This is a genomic window from Brevibacillus fortis (assembly GCF_003013395.1).
Classification (GTDB): Bacteria; Bacillota; Bacilli; order Brevibacillales; family Brevibacillaceae; genus Brevibacillus; species Brevibacillus fortis.
This window is the reverse complement of record NZ_PXZM01000056.1, coordinates 20436-38629: the sequence shown is the minus strand read 5'-3', so window position 1 is coordinate 38629 and position 18194 is coordinate 20436. Positions and strand designations below refer to the sequence as shown.

21 protein-coding genes are annotated in these 18194 nt (G+C 48.5%); 2 read left to right on the top strand and 19 right to left on the bottom strand.

All coding sequences use genetic code 11. The features are described 5' to 3' along the window. Positions 1-484: 484 nt before the first annotated feature. The 11 genes from C7R93_RS28310 to C7R93_RS28260 form a co-directional block, all read right to left on the bottom strand. Positions 485-763, bottom strand: coding sequence for a hypothetical protein (locus C7R93_RS28310; protein WP_106841917.1), 279 nt, complete (start codon positions 761-763; stop codon positions 485-487). A 102-nt stretch (positions 764-865) separates the two neighbouring features. After that, complete coding sequence (locus C7R93_RS28305) at positions 866-1747, bottom strand: LysR family transcriptional regulator (RefSeq protein WP_106841916.1); 882 nt, start codon at positions 1745-1747, stop codon at positions 866-868. A gap of 130 nt (positions 1748-1877) precedes the next feature. After that, entirely contained in the window at positions 1878-2846 is a 969-nt protein-coding gene (locus tag C7R93_RS28300; RefSeq protein WP_106841915.1) for a threonine ammonia-lyase, read from the bottom strand. Between the two features lie 16 nt (positions 2847-2862). Beyond that, the gene (locus tag C7R93_RS28295) at positions 2863-4008 is read right to left on the bottom strand and encodes a M20 metallopeptidase family protein (RefSeq protein ID WP_106841914.1); all 1146 of its coding nucleotides are present in this window, start codon (positions 4006-4008) and stop codon (positions 2863-2865) included. A 16-nt stretch (positions 4009-4024) separates the two neighbouring features. Beyond that, positions 4025-5440 carry a YfcC family protein gene (locus C7R93_RS28290; RefSeq protein ID WP_106841913.1) on the bottom strand — a complete coding sequence of 472 codons (1416 nt, stop codon included), beginning with the start codon at positions 5438-5440 and terminating at the stop codon, positions 4025-4027. Positions 5441-5550: 110 nt separating this feature from the next. Continuing rightward, entirely contained in the window at positions 5551-6672 is a 1122-nt protein-coding gene (locus C7R93_RS28285) for an aminotransferase (RefSeq protein ID WP_106841912.1), read from the bottom strand. A 35-nt stretch (positions 6673-6707) separates the two neighbouring features. Further along, complete coding sequence (locus C7R93_RS28280; RefSeq protein WP_106841911.1) at positions 6708-7757, bottom strand: ornithine cyclodeaminase family protein; 1050 nt, start codon at positions 7755-7757, stop codon at positions 6708-6710. Positions 7758-7887: 130 nt separating this feature from the next. Further along, the gene (locus C7R93_RS28275; RefSeq protein ID WP_106841910.1) at positions 7888-8619 is read right to left on the bottom strand and encodes an IclR family transcriptional regulator; all 732 of its coding nucleotides are present in this window, start codon (positions 8617-8619) and stop codon (positions 7888-7890) included. Positions 8620-8646: 27 nt separating this feature from the next. Next, positions 8647-9336 (bottom strand): amino acid ABC transporter permease, encoded by a 690-nt coding sequence (locus tag C7R93_RS28270; RefSeq protein WP_106841909.1) that lies wholly within the window; start codon positions 9334-9336, stop codon positions 8647-8649. A gap of 64 nt (positions 9337-9400) precedes the next feature. After that, positions 9401-10213, bottom strand: a complete 813-nt coding sequence (locus C7R93_RS28265) for an ABC transporter substrate-binding protein (protein WP_106841908.1) — start codon at positions 10211-10213, stop codon at positions 9401-9403. A 53-nt stretch (positions 10214-10266) separates the two neighbouring features. Continuing rightward, on the bottom strand, positions 10267-10989 hold the full coding sequence (locus C7R93_RS28260; RefSeq protein ID WP_106841907.1) for an amino acid ABC transporter ATP-binding protein: 723 nt from the start codon (positions 10987-10989) through the stop codon (positions 10267-10269). Positions 10990-11202: 213 nt separating this feature from the next. Between C7R93_RS28260 and C7R93_RS28255 the strand changes: the two genes are divergently transcribed. Then, the gene (locus tag C7R93_RS28255) at positions 11203-11808 is read left to right on the top strand and encodes a hypothetical protein (protein WP_106841906.1); all 606 of its coding nucleotides are present in this window, start codon (positions 11203-11205) and stop codon (positions 11806-11808) included. Between the two features lie 54 nt (positions 11809-11862). On the opposite strand, the gene C7R93_RS28250 is transcribed toward C7R93_RS28255, so the two are convergent. The 6 genes from C7R93_RS28250 to C7R93_RS28225 form a co-directional block, all read right to left on the bottom strand. Next, complete coding sequence (locus C7R93_RS28250; protein ID WP_106841905.1) at positions 11863-12414, bottom strand: NADAR family protein; 552 nt, start codon at positions 12412-12414, stop codon at positions 11863-11865. Between the two features lie 21 nt (positions 12415-12435). Then, complete coding sequence (locus C7R93_RS31205; RefSeq protein WP_106841918.1) at positions 12436-12501, bottom strand: hypothetical protein; 66 nt, start codon at positions 12499-12501, stop codon at positions 12436-12438. A gap of 57 nt (positions 12502-12558) precedes the next feature. Further along, positions 12559-12909 carry a DUF6463 family protein gene (locus tag C7R93_RS28240; RefSeq protein WP_106841904.1) on the bottom strand — a complete coding sequence of 117 codons (351 nt, stop codon included), beginning with the start codon at positions 12907-12909 and terminating at the stop codon, positions 12559-12561. A 25-nt stretch (positions 12910-12934) separates the two neighbouring features. After that, on the bottom strand, positions 12935-13129 hold the full coding sequence (locus tag C7R93_RS28235; RefSeq protein WP_106841903.1) for a hypothetical protein: 195 nt from the start codon (positions 13127-13129) through the stop codon (positions 12935-12937). Further along, positions 13126-14310 carry an ArsA family ATPase gene (locus C7R93_RS28230; protein ID WP_106841902.1) on the bottom strand — a complete coding sequence of 395 codons (1185 nt, stop codon included), beginning with the start codon at positions 14308-14310 and terminating at the stop codon, positions 13126-13128. Before C7R93_RS28230 ends, C7R93_RS28235 begins: the two co-directional genes overlap by 4 nt. 76 nt (positions 14311-14386) lie before the next feature. Further along, complete coding sequence (locus C7R93_RS28225) at positions 14387-14863, bottom strand: MarR family winged helix-turn-helix transcriptional regulator (protein ID WP_106841901.1); 477 nt, start codon at positions 14861-14863, stop codon at positions 14387-14389. A gap of 145 nt (positions 14864-15008) precedes the next feature. On the opposite strand from C7R93_RS28225, the gene C7R93_RS28220 reads away from it, so the two are divergent. Then, positions 15009-15197, top strand: coding sequence for a small acid-soluble spore protein H (locus C7R93_RS28220; RefSeq protein ID WP_047071337.1), 189 nt, complete (start codon positions 15009-15011; stop codon positions 15195-15197). A 180-nt stretch (positions 15198-15377) separates the two neighbouring features. Here C7R93_RS28220 and C7R93_RS28215 read toward each other — a convergent pair whose 3' ends face one another. Next, positions 15378-16346: an aromatic acid exporter family protein gene (locus C7R93_RS28215; protein WP_341866953.1), complete on the bottom strand. Its 969-nt coding sequence runs from the start codon at positions 16344-16346 to the stop codon at positions 15378-15380. A 173-nt stretch (positions 16347-16519) separates the two neighbouring features. After that, positions 16520-18178: a YcdB/YcdC domain-containing protein gene (locus tag C7R93_RS28210; protein ID WP_244191683.1), complete on the bottom strand. Its 1659-nt coding sequence runs from the start codon at positions 18176-18178 to the stop codon at positions 16520-16522. Positions 18179-18194: the final 16 nt, after the last annotated feature.

The window sequence follows — 18194 nt, the reverse complement described above, 5'->3', positions numbered from 1 at the left end:
TCAGAGGTGGACGCTTAAGAGCGTGTTTCGCTTTTTGCATGGAGTCTCGATCGGTGTACCAAAGATCTTCGCTGTCTTCTCCTGTTTCCTCTACGAGCTTTCTGTGTTAGACGGGTTTTAAAAGCCTTAATAGATGGAAGAATGTACTCAGTCACGACAGAGAAGAATATTTCCAGACGTAGCGACTTGTGGAGTCCTACCTAGCGGGTAAAAGAAACGCAACGTGCCCGAGCGTCGAAGCGGCTACCACTTTTGCGTTTCCCCGCTAATCGCTTCGGAGCGGGCAGTCCATGCTTCCCTGAGGGACGAAGCACTGAGCCTAGTCTGGAAATATTCTTCTCCCCACCGCAGCCACTGTTTGGTTTTTCATCATGCTTCCCCTGTGTTGCGGGTTTCAAATAGAATAAAAAAAGCACATCACCCTCTACAGGGGAAATGTGCTTGAAACACTACTCTTCTTTTCCTGATATCCAGACGTCCTCTATTAGTCTATATATCCAGCGATTCCTTTTTTAATCAAGTATTCCATCTCTACATCCAGGATCTTCTCGACAGTGATCTCATCCAGCTTCACATCCGACTTACCCATAATGTAATCTACGAGATCATCAAAATCAACGTCGACATCACCTTTTGAATCTGCCTTCGCACTGTTCATGTACGCTTGCTCATGCTTGAGTACGATCATGATTTTTTGCGGGTCTACTTTTGTTTTGGTAGCTAAATGCAAAACGAGTTCCTTTTCGTTTACTTGCTTACTCATTTGTTGTCATCTCCTATTTCTCTTACCTTCTGTCATTTTACAATATCATTGCCGTTCCACACAAAAAACCTTCTCTTCTTGTAATTTGCCCCCTTGTCATGACTACTCTTCTCTTACGGATAGCCAGACGTCTTTGACCAGCTCCATGAAGGTCTGGATCGCCGGCTCTTCTCTTCGGCGTTCCAAACAGACTAGCGATGTTTCTGCTTTCTTGGAAAAGCGAAACAGCTCGATCAGTTCGCCTGTTCGCAGTTCTTTTTCCACGAGAACCTTACTGAGCAGGGCTATGCCTGTTTGATTCAGGACTGATCGTTTGATGGTTTCTTCACTGCTGCATTTGATGACAGAGGGTGGGATGTAGTTTAATTCCAGCAGGCATTGGGTAATAAATTCATCGAGATTGCACCCCTCCTGATAGGACAAAAAGGGGAAGGTCACAAGTGCGTCTGCCAATGTTTTTTCCCTCATCAAATCAGGAGAAGCAATCAGGGTGAATTGTTCTAAGTCTACCACGTTCGAGTGGATACCCGGTTGCAAGGTGGTGCCCGCAATGATCCCAATATCTGCCTCGTGGGCCTGGATTTTCTTCAACGTCTCCTGACTGGTACAAGAAATTACCTGCAGATTTACCTGTGGGTGTGTTTCCACATACGCCTTCAGAATTTGGGGCATGTATTGGATGCAATAAAATTCTGGGGCCGCAACGACAAGCGGACCTACTGGCATGTCTAAATGATTAAGTCCCTCCGCCATGTGCTGGAGAACGTAGAACAGCTGATCCGTATGCTGCTTCACAATTTTTCCGGCCGGTGTCAAAAACGTGCGCTTGCCTACCCGATTGAGCAAAGGATGACCCAGCTCCCGCTCCAACGCTTGAATCTGGAGCGTAATCGTAGGCTGGCTGTATCCGAGTTGCTCTGCAGCTTTCGTCAAATTCAAATGCTCGGCAACGACCTGAAATGTCTTCAGATTGCGTAACTCCATAATTGATTTTCCACTCCCTCACCGAACGACACCGTTTCCTCGTATATATGCGTGTTCAAAAAGACGACTTATTGAACAAACTCTATTAGAAAAAGTGTAGCCGAGAGTGGCTCTATGTTCAACCGATTCCCTATGCGTGCTTCCCTATGATCCCCGCCAGCTTGCCAGCATCTACATTACTGCCACTCACAATTGTCAGCACCTTGTTCCCTGCCAGATCGGGCACAGTTCCTTGCATGAGTGCAGCGATGCCGACCGCCCCTGAGCCTTCCACCATCAGATGATGCTCTTTTGCCAGCCAGCTCATCGCTTGGGCAACGTGTTCTTCCTCCACGAGCAGGAAGTCATCGACGATTTGCAGAGCCAAGTCCAGGTTGCCTTGGGTGATTCCCCCATGAAGACCGTCCGCAAGCGAATCACTGTATACCACATCCGCCAAGCGCTTTTCGCGGAACGAATAATACCATGGGGGAGAAGCGTGTGTTTGAATCCCAATCACCTGCACATCCGGCTTGATTGCCTTTGCTGCGAGTGCCACTCCGCAAATTAACCCGCCGCCACCAGCAGGTACGAGAATGACGTCAAAATTCGGCTCTTCCAAAAGAGCCTCCAGCGCTGCCGTTCCTTGCCCTGCTATGATCTCATTGTCTTCAAAGGCGTGAACGAACGTGCGCCCTGTTTCTTTCGCCAGCTCATAGGCATGGCTTTCTGCGTCATCATAGCTGTCTCCATACACGACCAACTCCGCACCGTAGCGCTTGATGCCCGCTTTTTTGGTCTCGGGAGCTGTTTTTGGCACGACGATCAGGGCCGACGCGCCTTTTAACGAAGCCGCATACGCGACACCTTGTGCATGATTTCCTGCTGAAGCGGTAATAACGCCCCGAGCCAGCTCCTCTTCCGTCAAGGATGCGATTTTGTTAAGTGCACCGCGCGCCTTGAATGATCCTGTTTTCTGATGGCATTCCAGCTTCATCCAGACATCTGCATCTGCGATGGCAGACAGCGCGGGTGATGATATCAACGGGGTATGGATAACCTGCCCCTTGAGATTCTTGTGAGCATTTACAATATCGAGAAAGGATACGGACAACGACATAGATTACTCCTCCTTGTTAAAATCTTTTTACTACTTGAATCAATAGCTCGACAGCCGTCGGGATGACATCCTCATCAATGTCAAAACGCGGATGATGGTGCGGATAGCTACTCTTTTCTCCACCCATTCCTATAAAAATAAAACTGCCAGGCTTGCGCTCCAAATAGTACGAAAAGTCCTCGCCCCCCATAACCGGCTCCACATAAGCAAGACTGCTCTCGCCAAATTGATCGGCTACGACGTCAGCAACGAATCGGCTCATCTGCTCATCATTGACAACAGGTGGCGTCCCCCAGTCCACGATGACTTCACCATCTGCGCCCCATGCCGAACACAATGCCTCAATCTTCTGCTTCAGCTCGCGAGCCAAGAGCTGCCTTGTCTTTTCCGACTGCGCCCGCAGCGTTCCGTATAAAACAGCCTGATTCGGGATGATGCTATAGGTCGAGCCAGCTTCCATCCGACAGATGGAAATGACCGCAGGTTCGATCGGATTGACGCAGCGCGCCACGATTCCTTGGACCGCGTTAATCACCTGACTTGCCACATAGATCGGATCGACTGTTTCGTGTGGCATCGAGCCATGTCCTCCACGTCCGGTTATGACGATGCGCAGGTCATCAGCAGACGCCATCATCGCGCCCATACTGATTCCGATCTTTCCTTTTTCAAGAGGCTGCCAGAGATGCAGCCCAAAGACAGCGTCCACATCATCAATCGCACCTTGACGGACGATAGCTTGCGCTCCACTAGGGAGCATTTCTTCTGAGGATTGAAATAGAAAGAGTACATTTGGTGCTACGTCTCTGCGGTTTTCCGAGAGCCATTTGGCTGCTGCTAGCAAAATGGCGGTATGTCCATCGTGACCGCATGCATGAGCGACACCTTCATTTTTCGAGAGATAAGGCTTCTCTCCCTCTTCAACTAACGGTAGTGCATCCATATCCGCCCGTAACGCAATGGTTTTCTTACCATCCGTCCCCCGCAAAATGCCGACCACATTCGGCGGCTCACATGGGAGCAGTTCCATTTTCCATTCCAGCAAATACTTCCGAACATAGGCTGCTGTCTGATACTCCTGACCAGACAGCTCTGGATATTGATGCAAGTATCGCCGTTCACTGATGGCCCATTGGGCAAGAGTTGGTGTGCAAAGTGCCATTCATGATCTCCTCCCGTCAATATGGTCCATAACCAATCAAATGCGCCACGACTACTGCGACTGTCGCAATCCCGTACTGCATCAGGATCAGCGGTATAATCCATTTCATCCAACGTAACCATGGGATGCCAGCCAAAGCCAAACCAGCCATGAAATAGCCGGAGGTCGGAATGAAGATATTGGATATGCCATCCCCGAACTGATAGGCAAGAACCGCAGTTTGACGCGTGACGCCAACTAATTCTGCCAGCGGCGCCATGATCGGCATGGTCAATGCAGCCATTCCACTGCCGGATGGAACGATGAAGCTGATCACGGTTTGGAGGACGAGCATGCCAAACGCTGTAAGCGCACTAGGCAATTGATTCAAGACACCAGCAGAATAGTAAAGAATCGTATCCAGTACGTGACCGTCATTGAGCACCACAACAACTGCCCGTGCAACTCCAATGACCAAGGCCCCGGCAATTAGGCCAGCAGCACCTTTCATGAAGTTGTCTACCATTTCGTTGATGCCGAGCCTTCCCACGATTCCGATGATGATGCCCAGCAACAGAAAGAGTCCGGACAGCTCGGTGAGATACCAGCCATATTGAATGACACCAAAGACCAACACGACAAAGTTGAGAACAAAGCAAGCCAAGATTCCTTTATGTCTGGCTGTCAACTTCATATCTTCACGCAAAAGCTCAGCCGTGTCTTTCCCTTCGAACAATCCGAAGAAACCCTGCGAACGGTCTTTTTTGATTTTTGACGCATACCGCAGGACGAATGCAGTCGATACGATGTACATCACGACAAAAACAGCAATCCGATAACCCATTCCCGAAAAAGGGGGCAGTTCAGCGATGCCTTGGGCAACCCCCACTGTAAACGGATTCATTAGTGCAGATGTAAAACCGACCGACGCTCCTACCAGCACAATGGCAGCGCCAGTCATTGCATCAAAGCCAAGAGCAATCGCCAGCGGAATCATAATCGCGATGTAGGGCAAAGTTTCTTCGGCCATGCCCATGAGCGAGCCGCCTGCCGCAAAAAACAGCATCATGATGGGAATCAGCCACTTCTCTTGATTCCTGAGTAGACGCGATAGCGTGACAATGAGCGCTTCGATTGCGCCAGTCGCTGTTAAAATACCGAATGTTCCGCCAATTATCAAAACAAAAAAGATAATGCCTGAAGCTTCCACCAAACCGGTATGCACGCTGTTTACGAGACCGAGTGGCTTTACTGGAGATGCTTCGATCCATTGAAACGACTGTGGATCAATGACGCTTCTACCGTTTACCTCTACCCGTCCGTATTCTCCTGCCGGCAAAATGTGCGTCAGGATGACCGCGATGGCAATCACAGCAAAAAGTAACGCAAACACATTCACTTCCCACAGCTTCTTCTGTTTTTTCGGCTGCAAATCTACATTAGGCTGACTCATGATATCCCCCCAGTTCGGTATCGTGATCAGAAATGCCAGAATGCTAGAATTTCAGGATAGAAGTGTCCCTTGCTCTCGCCGAAGGGACACTCCTCCTCCCGTTTTATCCGTTATTTGCGTGACTCCAAAAACTCCGATACTTTTGCCAAACCCGCTTGAAGCACCTCTGTCGAGCAGGCGTACCCGATTCGTACCCAGCCTTCCATGTCAAAGCAGCTACCTGGTGTCAAAAACGCCCCCGTTGTTTTAAACAAGTCGATACAAAAAGCCTCCGACGGGATACCCAGCTCGTACTTGAGCATCGCAGTTGTTCCTGCCTGCGGCTTGACGTAAGAGACCAACGGCTCCTTCGCCACCCACTCATCGAGAATCTGCAGATTGTCACGCACGATCTTCAGATTGCGCTCCATGATCTTGTCGCGGTTTTTCAGTGCATGGACAGCCAGCATGTCATCCAGCATTCCGCAGCTGATGGTCGTGTAATCACGGTGTTGGAAGCAGCTCTTGATGACATCCAGAGGCGCTGCAATCCATCCCAGACGCAAGCCCGCCAACGAAAATACTTTGGACATGCTGCTAGTCGCAATCCCTTTTTCGTACAAATCGACGATGGATGGCACCACAACCTCCGGGTCTTGGTGCAAATTGCGATACACCTCGTCACACAACAGGTAGGCATCGACGGAACGTGCGATTTCTACGATTTCTCGCAGAATCCCTTCATCCATCAAAGCACCAGATGGATTGTTCGGATTGTTGATACAGATCAGCTTGGTCTTGTCTGTAACGAGCGAGCGCAGCTCATCTGGATCAGGCAGAAAATCATTTTCCGGCAAAAGTCTAAGCAGCTTGACCTGCGCTCCGAACGACTCCGGTACTGAATAAATTTGCTGATACGTCGGATGAACAGTAATCACTTCGTCTCCAGGTGCGACGAGCGAAAACAAGGTGAGAAAATTCGCTCCGATCGCCCCATTCATCGCCAAAATGTTGTCCGGCTTCATCGTGTGGTACATACTCGCGACGAGGCTACGGAATTCCGGCGAGCCTTCGATATGACCGTACGTTAGCTTCTTGCGCGCCATCTCGCGAAAAAAATCGTCCGGTTCATCGGAGAGGCGAATCAACTCTTCTACCGTCAGCGAATCTACGCATGTTTCGGCAATGTTGTAAACGGCCTCCATCTCGTAAGCGTTCATCCATTCTTCTACTTTAAAGGGTGCAATTCTCATCGGTCATCCCTCTCCTTATGTTCTAGCTTTCTTTTCTACAGATCGACAATCGTGCCTACGCCGCTCTTATCCGCTACTTTCAAAATGTGGTTAGCCGTCAGCAAATCCTGGAGTGCGATACCCGTGCTATCAAAAATCGTGATCTCCTCTGTGCTCTGTCTTCCACCTGAAAGTCCGAGGATCACATTGCCGATCTCCGCTTCAATATCGCTCTCTGCTATCAACCCTTTTTTTACAGCCACCTTCGTCTCTCCCACGCGTATTGCCTGCCCGATATCATCCACAAAGACGCGCGCTTTTACAAAAAGCCGTTCATCGATCTCCTGTTTTCCTTCCATATCTGCCCCGATGCAGGTGATATGCGTCCCCGGCTTCATCCACTCCTCTTGGATCATCGGTTCGCGTGAAGGGGTTGCCGTAATGATGATGTCTGCTTGCCTTGTCGCTTCTTCGAGGTTATCCATCGCGATAAACTCCACGTCACAACGGCTTGCATACCGCTCGTACTCTTCTCCCTTATACTTGGAGACGAATTTGGTTATCAACTTATTTTTGATTTGGGCGGCAAAGCTTTGCGCCTTTTCTGCGGACCGCGGATTGCAAATGTACACCCGCTTGATCTGCTTCATCGTCATCAAAGTCGCCATGATTTGAAAAGGAGCTTGGTGCCCCGTCCCTACTATCAATAGGTTCTCTGATTCAGGGCGTGCCAAATATTTTGCACCGATACCACCTGCGGCTCCCGTACGCATGCAAGTAATGTGCTCTCCACTCAAAATTCCCTGTGGTACGCCGGTTTGGCCGTCCAATACCATCACAGTTCCGACTAACTGTGGCAGACCTTTCTTGTCATTGTCACCGAACCACGAGACGAGCTTGAGTCCAAATATATCCGCTTGGGGCAAATGACCGGATTTGATATCCATGTCGGCCCTACCCTCTACGAACTCATGAAAAATAAGCGGAAACAACGTCGCCTGCTGACTCGATTTCATTTGATAGGCTTGCTCGACCACTTCAATCACGCTGGCCATATCCAGCACATCTTCCGTGGTTTCCTGATTAATGACGCGAAATGGAAACATGTCTATCTTCCCTCCCCACTGTTTCTTTCACACTAACACAGTTTTTCAGGGCGAAAAAATTGAAAGATCCAATGGTTCATATTAAAAAAAGCAAACCCTCCACCCACAGATACTGGAATGGAGGATTTGCTTATGCTCCGCCGATTCTTGCCGAAATCGTCGCGGCCTGACGCTTCACTTTTTTGATGAGTAGGGGCAATCGATCTTCGGTTACCCGAAAGCATGGCGCATTGATCGAGAGCGCTCCGACGAGTTGATTTCCGTAGCCGATGATCGGAGCGGCGACTGCCATGGTGCCTTCCGTCTTCTCCTCGTAGCTGATCGCATAGCCACTTTTCTTGGCTTCACTCAGCTGTTCAAAAAATGACGGCTGCTTGTCTGGCGCAAGCTGGGCTGAAACGACTTTTGTGATCGCATCCTGCTTCAAATACGCGAGAATGATTTTGCTGGGGGCGCCGATTGTGAGAGGAATCCGCTCCCCCAGGTTCTCGTCTATCCGTATTTTCAGTGGACTTTCTACTTTTTCGATCGGCATCGAATCCGTACCCGCCAAAACGTTGAGGAAGATACTCTCCTCGACTTCATTCGCCAGCTCCTCCATGAACGGTCTCGCCACACCACGCAGGTTCATCTTTTCATGCAAAATAAAACCGATTTCCATCCACGTATAGCCCGGCTTGTAATGCTTGGTGACTGGTTCCTGCTCAACCAATCCGAACTGGATCATCGATTCGAGAAAACGGTGGAGCGTGCTGATTGGTAGACCGGTTGCACTCGCTAGCTCCGAAATAGGCCAAGCAGATTTTTCGTCTGATATCAGCACCCTGATTATTTTCATCGCCCGTTCGACTGATTGAACCATCCTTTTTTCTTCCTCCATGACAAAGAGTTACGCTGCGACACTCGTATTATCTTTCGTTTGTTTACTCGGGGCTTTTCCTCTGGCCAGCCTTGCTTCCAGCTTGTTCACGAAATACGAGAAGATCATGATCAGCACGAGATAGTACAAACCGACGACCATGTACGTCTCCAGCTGCTTGTAATTGGAAGCTGCTTCACCAAGACCTGTTCCCCATAAATCCTGCATCCCTACGTATGCGACCAACGACGAATCCTTCAACCCGATAATAAACTGATTGCCAAGCGATGGGATCGCCCGACGGAACGCCTGCGGCAAAATGATTCTGCGCATGGCTAACGGGTACGACATGCCGAGTGATCGGGACGCCTCCATCTGTCCACGGTCGATTGACTGGATGGCGCCTCGGAAGATTTCTGCAATATACGCACCATTATGAACTGCCAGCGCGATAGCCCCTGCCCAAAACTGCGACAGCGTGACCATATTCGCCAAGCCGAAGTACAGGATACAAATTTGCACGATCAATGGCGTTCCGCGAATGACGGTAATGTAGGTGTGTGCGATATAGTTCAATACTTTGGAATCGGATATCCGAAAAAAGGCAATGACCAGACCTACTACACACCCGAGCATCAAGGCAACTGCCGTCAACTGTACCGTGAGCCATGTCGCTTTTAGAAAAAGGGGATAACTGGAGAGAAAAATATCAATAACCACGTGCAATCCTCCTCACATGAAGCGTTAAAAGTGGGGCGTCCAACACGGACACCCCGTTGCCCACTTACTGTTTTTGCAGGATATTGCGGCCAAACCATTTTTGGCTGATCTTCTCATACGTGCCGTCTTTGACGATCTCGTCCAATGCCTTGTTGATCCGCTCCACTGCCTCCTGGTCACCCAAGCGCACAGCAATTGCTTGCTCGTCAAAGCTGAGCGGTTCGCCTACGTCAATCACTTTGCCCCCGCCTTCTTTAATGAATCGCAAGCCTACTACCTGATCGGTAATGACTGCATCTAGACGGCCTGTCGGCAGGTCGAGCAATGCTGTAATATCGCTGTCATACTGAGTGATCTTGTCTTCATCAGTCAGCTTTTTCGCCCAATCCAAGTAGTTGGATGCTTTCACTACACCGATCTTCTTGCCCTTCAAATCTTCTTTGGTCTTGATCGTGGTATTGCCCTCTTGCACGAAAACTTGTGATCCGGAACGGTAGTATGGATTGGTGAACAAAACGGCTTTTTGACGTTCAGGTGTTACCGTCAAGCTTCCGATCACAGCGTCGTATTTTTTTGCGTCCAGACCCGGGATGATCGTTTCGAATGGATTGGTGATCGGTACTGCGTTCATACCCATTTTTTCTGCCAGTGCTTGTCCGATCTCTACGTCAAAGCCAGTCAGTTGACCGTTTTCCTTGAAGCTAAACGGCTTGTACACGCCACTCATCGCGTACGTAAAATCTTTCTTTCCTCCGTCTCCAGAAGCTTGTCCACCTGCTGCCGGTGCGCTCTCCTGTGATCCACAAGCAGAGAGTAGCAACGAACCCACTAGAACAGTAGACAACAAAATTCCGGACCATTTAGCACGTTTTTTCATTGGTGATTCCCCCTGTTATTTATCTCTATATTTATATTTAGATTTAGCGGATTTTAACGAATGCTACCTAAGAACTGCTTGGTACGCTCATGCTGCGGATTTTCAAAAAATTCACTCGGCGGTCCTTGCTCCAAAATTTGCCCATCGTGCATGAACACGGCCCGATCCGCTACTTCACGAGCGAAGCCCATTTCATGCGTCACGACGATCATCGTCATTCCTTCCTTGGCGAGCTGCTTCATAACCTGTAGCACTTCACCGACGAGCTCGGGATCAAGAGCAGAGGTAGGCTCATCAAACAGCATGATTTTCGGCTTCATCGCGAGCGCTCTTGCAATAGCGACCCGCTGCTTTTGTCCACCGGAGAGCATGTCCGGGTAGACATCGGCCTTATCCTGCATATTCACTTTTTTCAAAAGTTCCATTGCCAATTGCTTTGCGTCTGCTGCATTCATCCCTTTGACGTGAACAGGTGCCTCGATCAAGTTTTCCAAAACGGTCTTGTGCGGAAACAGATTGAAGTGCTGAAAAACCATGCCGACCTCGGCGCGGAACTGATTCAGATTCGTCTTGTGCGGATCAATCTGCTGACCGCTGATTCGAATATCTCCGCTGTCGTAAAATTCCAGAAAATTCAAACATCGAAGCAAAGTACTTTTGCCTGAACCACTGGCTCCAAGCAAGACGACAACTTCCTTTTCTTCCACCGTGAGCGTAACGCCCTTCAACACGGTTAACGGGCCAAAAGATTTGACAAGTTGCTTAACCTCAATCATCCTGCTATCCCCCATTTATCTCCCGGATGAATTGCGTATCATTTTTTCCGAATACCGGAAATGATTTCTGATTTAAATTATAATTATATATTTTCTGATATTCAAGAAAAATAAGTTTTATTGAGTAAATATTCACGATAGGACTATGGAATAGTTTTCCTCCTACCGTGGAATGAATAAACGGGAGTGTTTTATACATCAAGGAGGACCGTGATGAAAGTAGCAACGTACTTCTATGTAGGACTCATCCTCATTTTTCTGCTCTCCGCCTGTTCGCTGCCAGGTCCACAAGCAGTACCACCGCCACCGCCACAGCAAGCGGCTCCATCTGACCCTGAGCGGGAAGTCAAAAGACCGACAACCGATGAGATCAAAGGTCGAATCATAAACAATCAGTTCACTGTGCCGATCCCGATCACCGAGACATTTACGTTTGCCATCCCTCCCTCTTGGACAGGAAATTACATCGTGGAGGAGTTCTCATCCACTGCTAAGCGTCCCCCTCGCCAACAGCCACTGGAGGGCAAGCTGGATGTGCCGACGAAATACGAAGCCCATTTTATGTTCGCTCCCAATCAGCGAAAGGATGATCAATCCTCACTCCTCACCATTTTTGTCATGACGGTACCGCATTGGAATCATCTATCCAAATTGGAAGGACCGCCGCTGGGTGAAGTACTGGCACAAACACATGGGCTCGTCTACGCTGCCTCCTTGCCTCAGTCCAATCCGTATGACCCCGCAACTCCGGACGGCAAGCTGTATGGGCAGATGGTCCTGTCACTTGATCAGGTAAAAAGTGCGTTTTCGGTTCCGTAATAAAAAAAGTGGTTAGCAGCGCAATGTCTGCTCAACCACTTTTTCGTGTAAATATCACGAACGCAACTGCTCCCTGACTACCATCAATGCAAAACCGAGCAAGTTTTCTCCCCGCCACTTTTCAGGCTGTTCCGCATGCGGATGATCCTGGGCCATCCCGATTCCCCATATCCGATCATAAGGACTCGCTTCTACAATAATGCGGTCACCTGTGTCCAAGAGGAACGCTTGCAAATCGGCATGCTGGCTGAATTTTAATAGGTTTGCCTGGCGGACGATCGCCGTCTTGTTCGCATTCCACACCGCCTCGTCAAAGGAATGAACTTTTCGCCCCAATTCCTTCGCTTGTTTTGGATGGCTTTTCCTGAGTATTTCATCACGGACGGCAAGATCACCGAACAGCTCAGCCTTTTTCGCCATCATGTAATGCTCCGCAGTCAGGTACGTGATACCGTCCTCTACAAAAGCCGCCGGATACCATTGGCTAAAGCACGATTTGTCGATACTGCCTGACTCTTTTTGTGTATGTCCCCAAAAGAACAAGTATTTCACTCTGGTCTTTTGCGATTCTTTGATTAAGGTTTGGACGTCTTGTATTGGCTCCATTTCGTTATCCCCATCTTTCTTTTATAAACAATCCCAGGTAAAAGAAACCTTTGAAAAATCCAGACGAAGGAGATCCTCCCTGCGAATGGAAAATGGTTACATTCATTTTATCTGAACCATCTACCTATCCGCAAATTTCTTGCATCATTTTCGCAGCAGGATGCCAGCCTGCGGTAGTCCGAGCCAGAACCCCGAAACAGGCATGGCAATCGCTCCGACCACACAAATTGCAAGAATCGTCCACCCGAAGGCAGCTGGCGGTTCCATCTCCTTCTTTTTCATCAGCCAATCTGCTAAATAGCCAAGTAAAATCAGCAAGAAGCCCCACATTATAAACCAGAAAGCAGCATCTTCCTCCGGCCCTACCGCATTCCAAAAGCCGTTTGCGACGATTTGCTGAAGCGGCTTTGCGTAGAAAATGAGACCGACGACTGTATGCAGCAGTCCTGTCAGTATGAGAGTGAAACCCATTTGGCGCTTGATCCCACTTACCATGTCATTTCTCTCCTCTCAAATTGGCCTATTCCTTGGAAATGTTGATTTTGTGAGCTCTCGGACGCTCCTGTTCATCCTGTAACGCATCGATCACGCTATCTATCACGGACCGCGATGCGAGCAGCCATTCTTTGCAGGCATTTTTCACATGTCGCTCGGTTCCGTGCTGTTCCATGTTCCCGATAATCGTCAGCACGATATTCAATCCGGTACGCCTCAACGCTGGTCAGCCCCTTCCCTTGCGCTAAAACGAATCATCAGCCGATCTTCCACATATTTCGCTCCCGTAACCTGTCGTCCCATTAATACTCGCGGCAAGATGACTTTTCGCTTGTAATCACCCGCATTTACGGTCAATTCATCCCCTGTTTGCGTTAAATCCAAGGCTGCTTTATCTACAAAAGGAATCATCAACTCCAAATGCAGTTCCCCGTCCACTTCCCGAATCTGTTCCGTTCTGCCCTGATAAAACATGGCGGATGGGTCTTCTGTTCCAAAAACGATATCAGCCAATTCTTCTAGAACAGGAAGCCCAATCACTTCTTTTGGCATCATCGGTGCTTTTAAAATCGGCAGCGGCTGAAAGTTTTCCACGATTTCGTTCTCATACTTCCGTTGCAGCTCTCGCCAATGTGCAAAAAATCCCTCACCCGCTTCATCCGGAAGCACCCGATTCACGATGACGGCATCCGTATTGAACCCGAACAGATTCAAGTACGTGAACGAGCGCTTTGCTTCCGCAAGCACCATTTTTTCTGGGTTTACGACGATCCTCACTGATGTGATCTCCGGGTCCAAAACAATACGTTGCATTTCCTCCAGCCCTCGTGCGAGTTGCTCTACGCTGTCCAGCACATGATCGGAAGGAAGCTCCACTTTGTTGACAATCTTGGCCACTGGGCGAACGAGTTTGATCAGCTTCCGCTCAGTCGGGAAAATTTTCTCCAACCACCAATTCAATACGTTGGGATAACTGAGCAGCCGAAGTGTTTCCCCGGTTGGGGCACAATCTACTACCAGGACGTCGAACTGCCCACTCATTGCATGCTCTTTGATCTGCAACAAACTGAACAATTCTTCCATACCGGGAAAAACGAGCATCTCCTCCGTTGTAATATCTGTCAGCTGTGCTTTGTCGAGCAGTGTTGTCAGCCATCCTTGAACTGCCCCCCAGTTGCGCTCCGTTTCCCGCAAGCTGTTTACTTCCTGGCCCCATAAATTTTCGCTGATTGGTACGGGGTCTGGTCCGATCACAGTCCCCAATGAATCTGCCAAACTGTGCGCGGCATCCGTACTGAGTACGAGCGTCCTCTTTCCCTGCTTTGCCAGCTTGACTGCCGTTGCCGCCGCAACACTCGTCTTCCCAACTCCGCCTTTTCCGGTGTAAATGATGATTCTCATCTCGAATCTCTCCTTCACGATCCATTTAGTACGATTTCGTAGTAATTAGACAAAAAAAGAAGCAGGCTCGAACGGACTATTCCTCAATGTTGATCTTGATGGAACGAACCTTTGTTTCACGAGGCTTGACAGATCCTCCATCCTGAAACACCTTGGCTGCCTTGAGTAAAAGGGTGGTGAATTGCTCCATTTCTTCAGGTGTAAACGCCTCCTGAAGCCTGCCCAGCATCGCCAGCATAATTTGTTCCGATTCTTTTGCGAGCTGTTTGCCTGGTTGTGTCAGCGTGACGAGCTTCACCCGTTGATCCTCTACAGAGGTAGCCCTCGCGATGTATCCTTTGCGTTCAAGCCTTTTCGCGATGCTGGTCATCGAACTAAGCGGCGCCCCCATCTCTTGCGCCAGCTCTGACATGGTCAAATCTCCGCGGAATAGCAAAATGAGGAGTGTCGACAAATCGGAGCGAGTCAGTTTTTCTTCAAGCTGCATCGTATCGGACATAAAGGCGAACGGACGCAAACCGGTTTTCAGAAAAAGGTCGTATAGTTGCTGCATACCGGTGACTCCTTTTAGTACGATTTCGTAGTAATTTCTCTTTCAATTTATTACATATTTTAGGGAATGTCAACAGTCGTAAAAAGTATACCATGCTGGGCTGACGTACATATTATAGCTGTTACGAATGACAGGAGGAATAAACATGAATAAACAGCGCGCGAAAGAAATCGCCGCTTCACCCGTTATGGCGAATGTTACCTGCGATGGAATTCCCGTATACATCCAGCACATCGATGATGACAACGACATGGCGAGGATTTACCCGCTCGACCAGCCGGACCAGGAGATGAGCGTTCCTGTAGCCAGTTTGCGTGAGCACGGTGAGTACTGATTTTCGTCACGATAAAGATGGAAGGGACCTGTAGCCAATCACAGGTCCCTTTTGTTTTCCACTGTGCAATTGACTTGGAGAAGCAGCATTCCCGGATCCCCACTGATCGATCGGGATTTTTACCGAAAAACAAAAAAAGACTGCGAAAAGTATTCGCAGCCCTTCCCTTGATATGCTTGTCTAACTCTTCGCCACCTGAGCCTTTTCGTCCCTGCTTTTGCCTAGCTCATGCTTGATGAACAAATAACTCTCAATCTCTCGAAGAAGGTAGAACAGTGAGGCTCGCGTCTCAAATTCCTCTCGTGTTCGCGGCAAATCTGCGGCCTTGATCTCCTCTTGCATCACTCGCAGTTGGTCGATAAAGCGGTAGGCGGTATTGCCCGGATGTACCGAGTCACTGATTCGCTCAAGAAAATCTGCGATTCTATGGCTCTCTGCCACCTGATTGTCCAAGGAAGAGACAATCGGCATCATGCGTTCCAATAGCTCGAACTGCTTTTGCCGCATTACAAAATACTCGTAGTACGAATCGTTACGACGGCCCAATCGATTGTCCACGTCTCGTGAAGCCAAGCGAATCGCCGTTTCCAGCACGCCTGTTGTTTCAATCAATTCTTTCCCGTCCCAATCACTTTCTCCGTGACGCAAGTAGTAGCAGAACTCACGCATGATTTTGCTAAACAACTTCTCCACCTTTACTTGCATCCCTTTTAGCTCTTTATCGAGACTCGGCATATACAGATTGACCAATAAGGCTACGCCCACACCGATGATGAGCAAAGCGACCTCATTCAGCAATAGCATCCCGTCGATTCTCTTGGAAGAATACAGATGCATGAGCACAACCATGCTGTTGACGAAGCCTTCCTGAATGCTAAATCGCACCGCGAGCGGCAAGAAAAGCAAAATGAACAGGAGAATGGCAAGCGGCGTATAGCCCATGACGGAGAACAGGCAGACCCCAATTCCAAGCCCCAACAAGCTGGCTAGAATCCGATTCCACGCTGTTCGAAACGATTGCTTGACTGTTACCTGAATACACAAGATCGTAATGATCCCCGCAGAAGACGCATACATCAAGCCTAGCTGCTGGGCGATCAGAATCGAGATAGCCGTTCCAATGGCTGTTTTTAACGTACGATAACCAATTTTAAACTTGAGAAAGCCCAGTCTTGTTCCCCTCCGCTGTCAAAAATGCTTAGCTGTTTCATCTCACTATACTGTATCAAAAAGTGCCGGGGAACCAAAGACAAGGTTTCGTTAATTTTCGCAGGAATGTCGGTACGGGTACTCATGCGGTCTGGCTCGTGTCACCCACTGGGCTACTGCTTTCGTTCCTTGGTACTGTGCCACTTGCCATCTGCTTTGACGAGCCCTTTTTCTCCCACATAACGATAGACGAGGAGTGGGTGTTCAAGCATTTTAACTCTTCCATAACTTCCACTTACTTTTGGGTGAAAGTAGGTTAGCATGAACTTCTTGTTCTCTTTCATGACTTTTTTCGCCGTATTCAGATCGATACCATCTGCATTTTTTTGGGGAAGAGATGAATCACCGGAAGGTCCATCGTTATACAGATGGTTATACAGATCCACTACTTCCCCTGTCTCAGCGTCGACATCGACTTGAAAGATGGAATCGTCTTCCGGAATGCCGTTGATCAAATAGCCAAATTCGATCTCATACGGTTCATCATTTTTCAAGATTTCTTTGATCCTTTTTTCTCCCGGATTGTAATCGACCGCATAAATTTCCCCTAATTGATCGGAGTAGAATGTTTGTACGAGTTTTCGTGCACTCTCTTGTGCTTGTTCCCAAGTAATACCCTTTTCTATTTTCTTGCTCTCTTCTCTGAACCTGCTTTTTTGATTCACGTTGTATTGGACTAAATAGCCACTGTCGTCAATCCCTATTTTCACCGTATCTGACTTTTTGCCATTCCCTGGTTGGGAAATAAACTCGAAAAACCAGGTTTTGTCTTGAGATCCTGAGCCTGATTCAAAGCTTTTGCCATTCGAACGGTATGTACCGGGAAGCTTTTCGAGGTGTTTCTCTGCTATTTTTTGCGCCTCGTCTTTCGAAATGAGCTTTCGTTCTGTTGAGTTTGGAGGAACGTTTTTCCCTAACGGCTGTATCTTTCTTTCTTTGGAAATTTGTCCGTACGAATCGAGCATTTTTCCTGTGATAGCATCGACAAATTGAGGGTCCTCTCTCTGGAATTCATACGCGGGCAGGTATGATTCAGGTTCCTTACGAGAGCCGGACGCCGTATCCTTGTACAAAAATGACGGAATCGCCCCTTCATCCCATTTCTTTTCTGCTTCTGTTATCTCAATAACTTTCGAAGCATCTGGTAGTTTCCCCTCTGTCCAGCGCCGCTCAAAATAGATCACTTCCCCATCATAGCCCACTATCAGTCGAAACCCATTCTCCAGAAAAGGAATCCCGTTTTCTATACGAGTAAAGTTTACATCTATTCCCGGTTTAGCACGCGTATAGAAAATGTCCGAATCAGGATATTCATTGGGCTTGGATAAACGGCTCCGTTCTTCTTCTGTCGCTACTTGCTTAAGAAATTGAGTCGCCACTTGGAACGCCTGATCTTCTGTCAGCTTCTTTTGATTTGCATCCAATTCCCGTTCTTCCCCACTATACTCATATTTCCATATTTCCCCTGATGTTGCATCCTGTTGAACACCTATACTTCCACCATTTTCTTTATTCCAGCTGGTATACCATATTGATTTTCCCCATAACATTTCAATGCCGTCCACGAATTCGGCACTTAGCAGCTTGTACTCACCAAGATTCTTCAACTGCTTCTGGGCAAGCGCGATTGCCTCTTTCTCCGAAAGTGTCTTCTCGGCAGCATATACGACTGACGTCAGACTTTCTCCCCCTACTGAAGCAAATACAGTTGTCATCAAAATGGAAGATGACACTCCTAGTGAAAGTCCCCACGACGAAGTACGTTTTAACACAAATCAACCTCTCCTC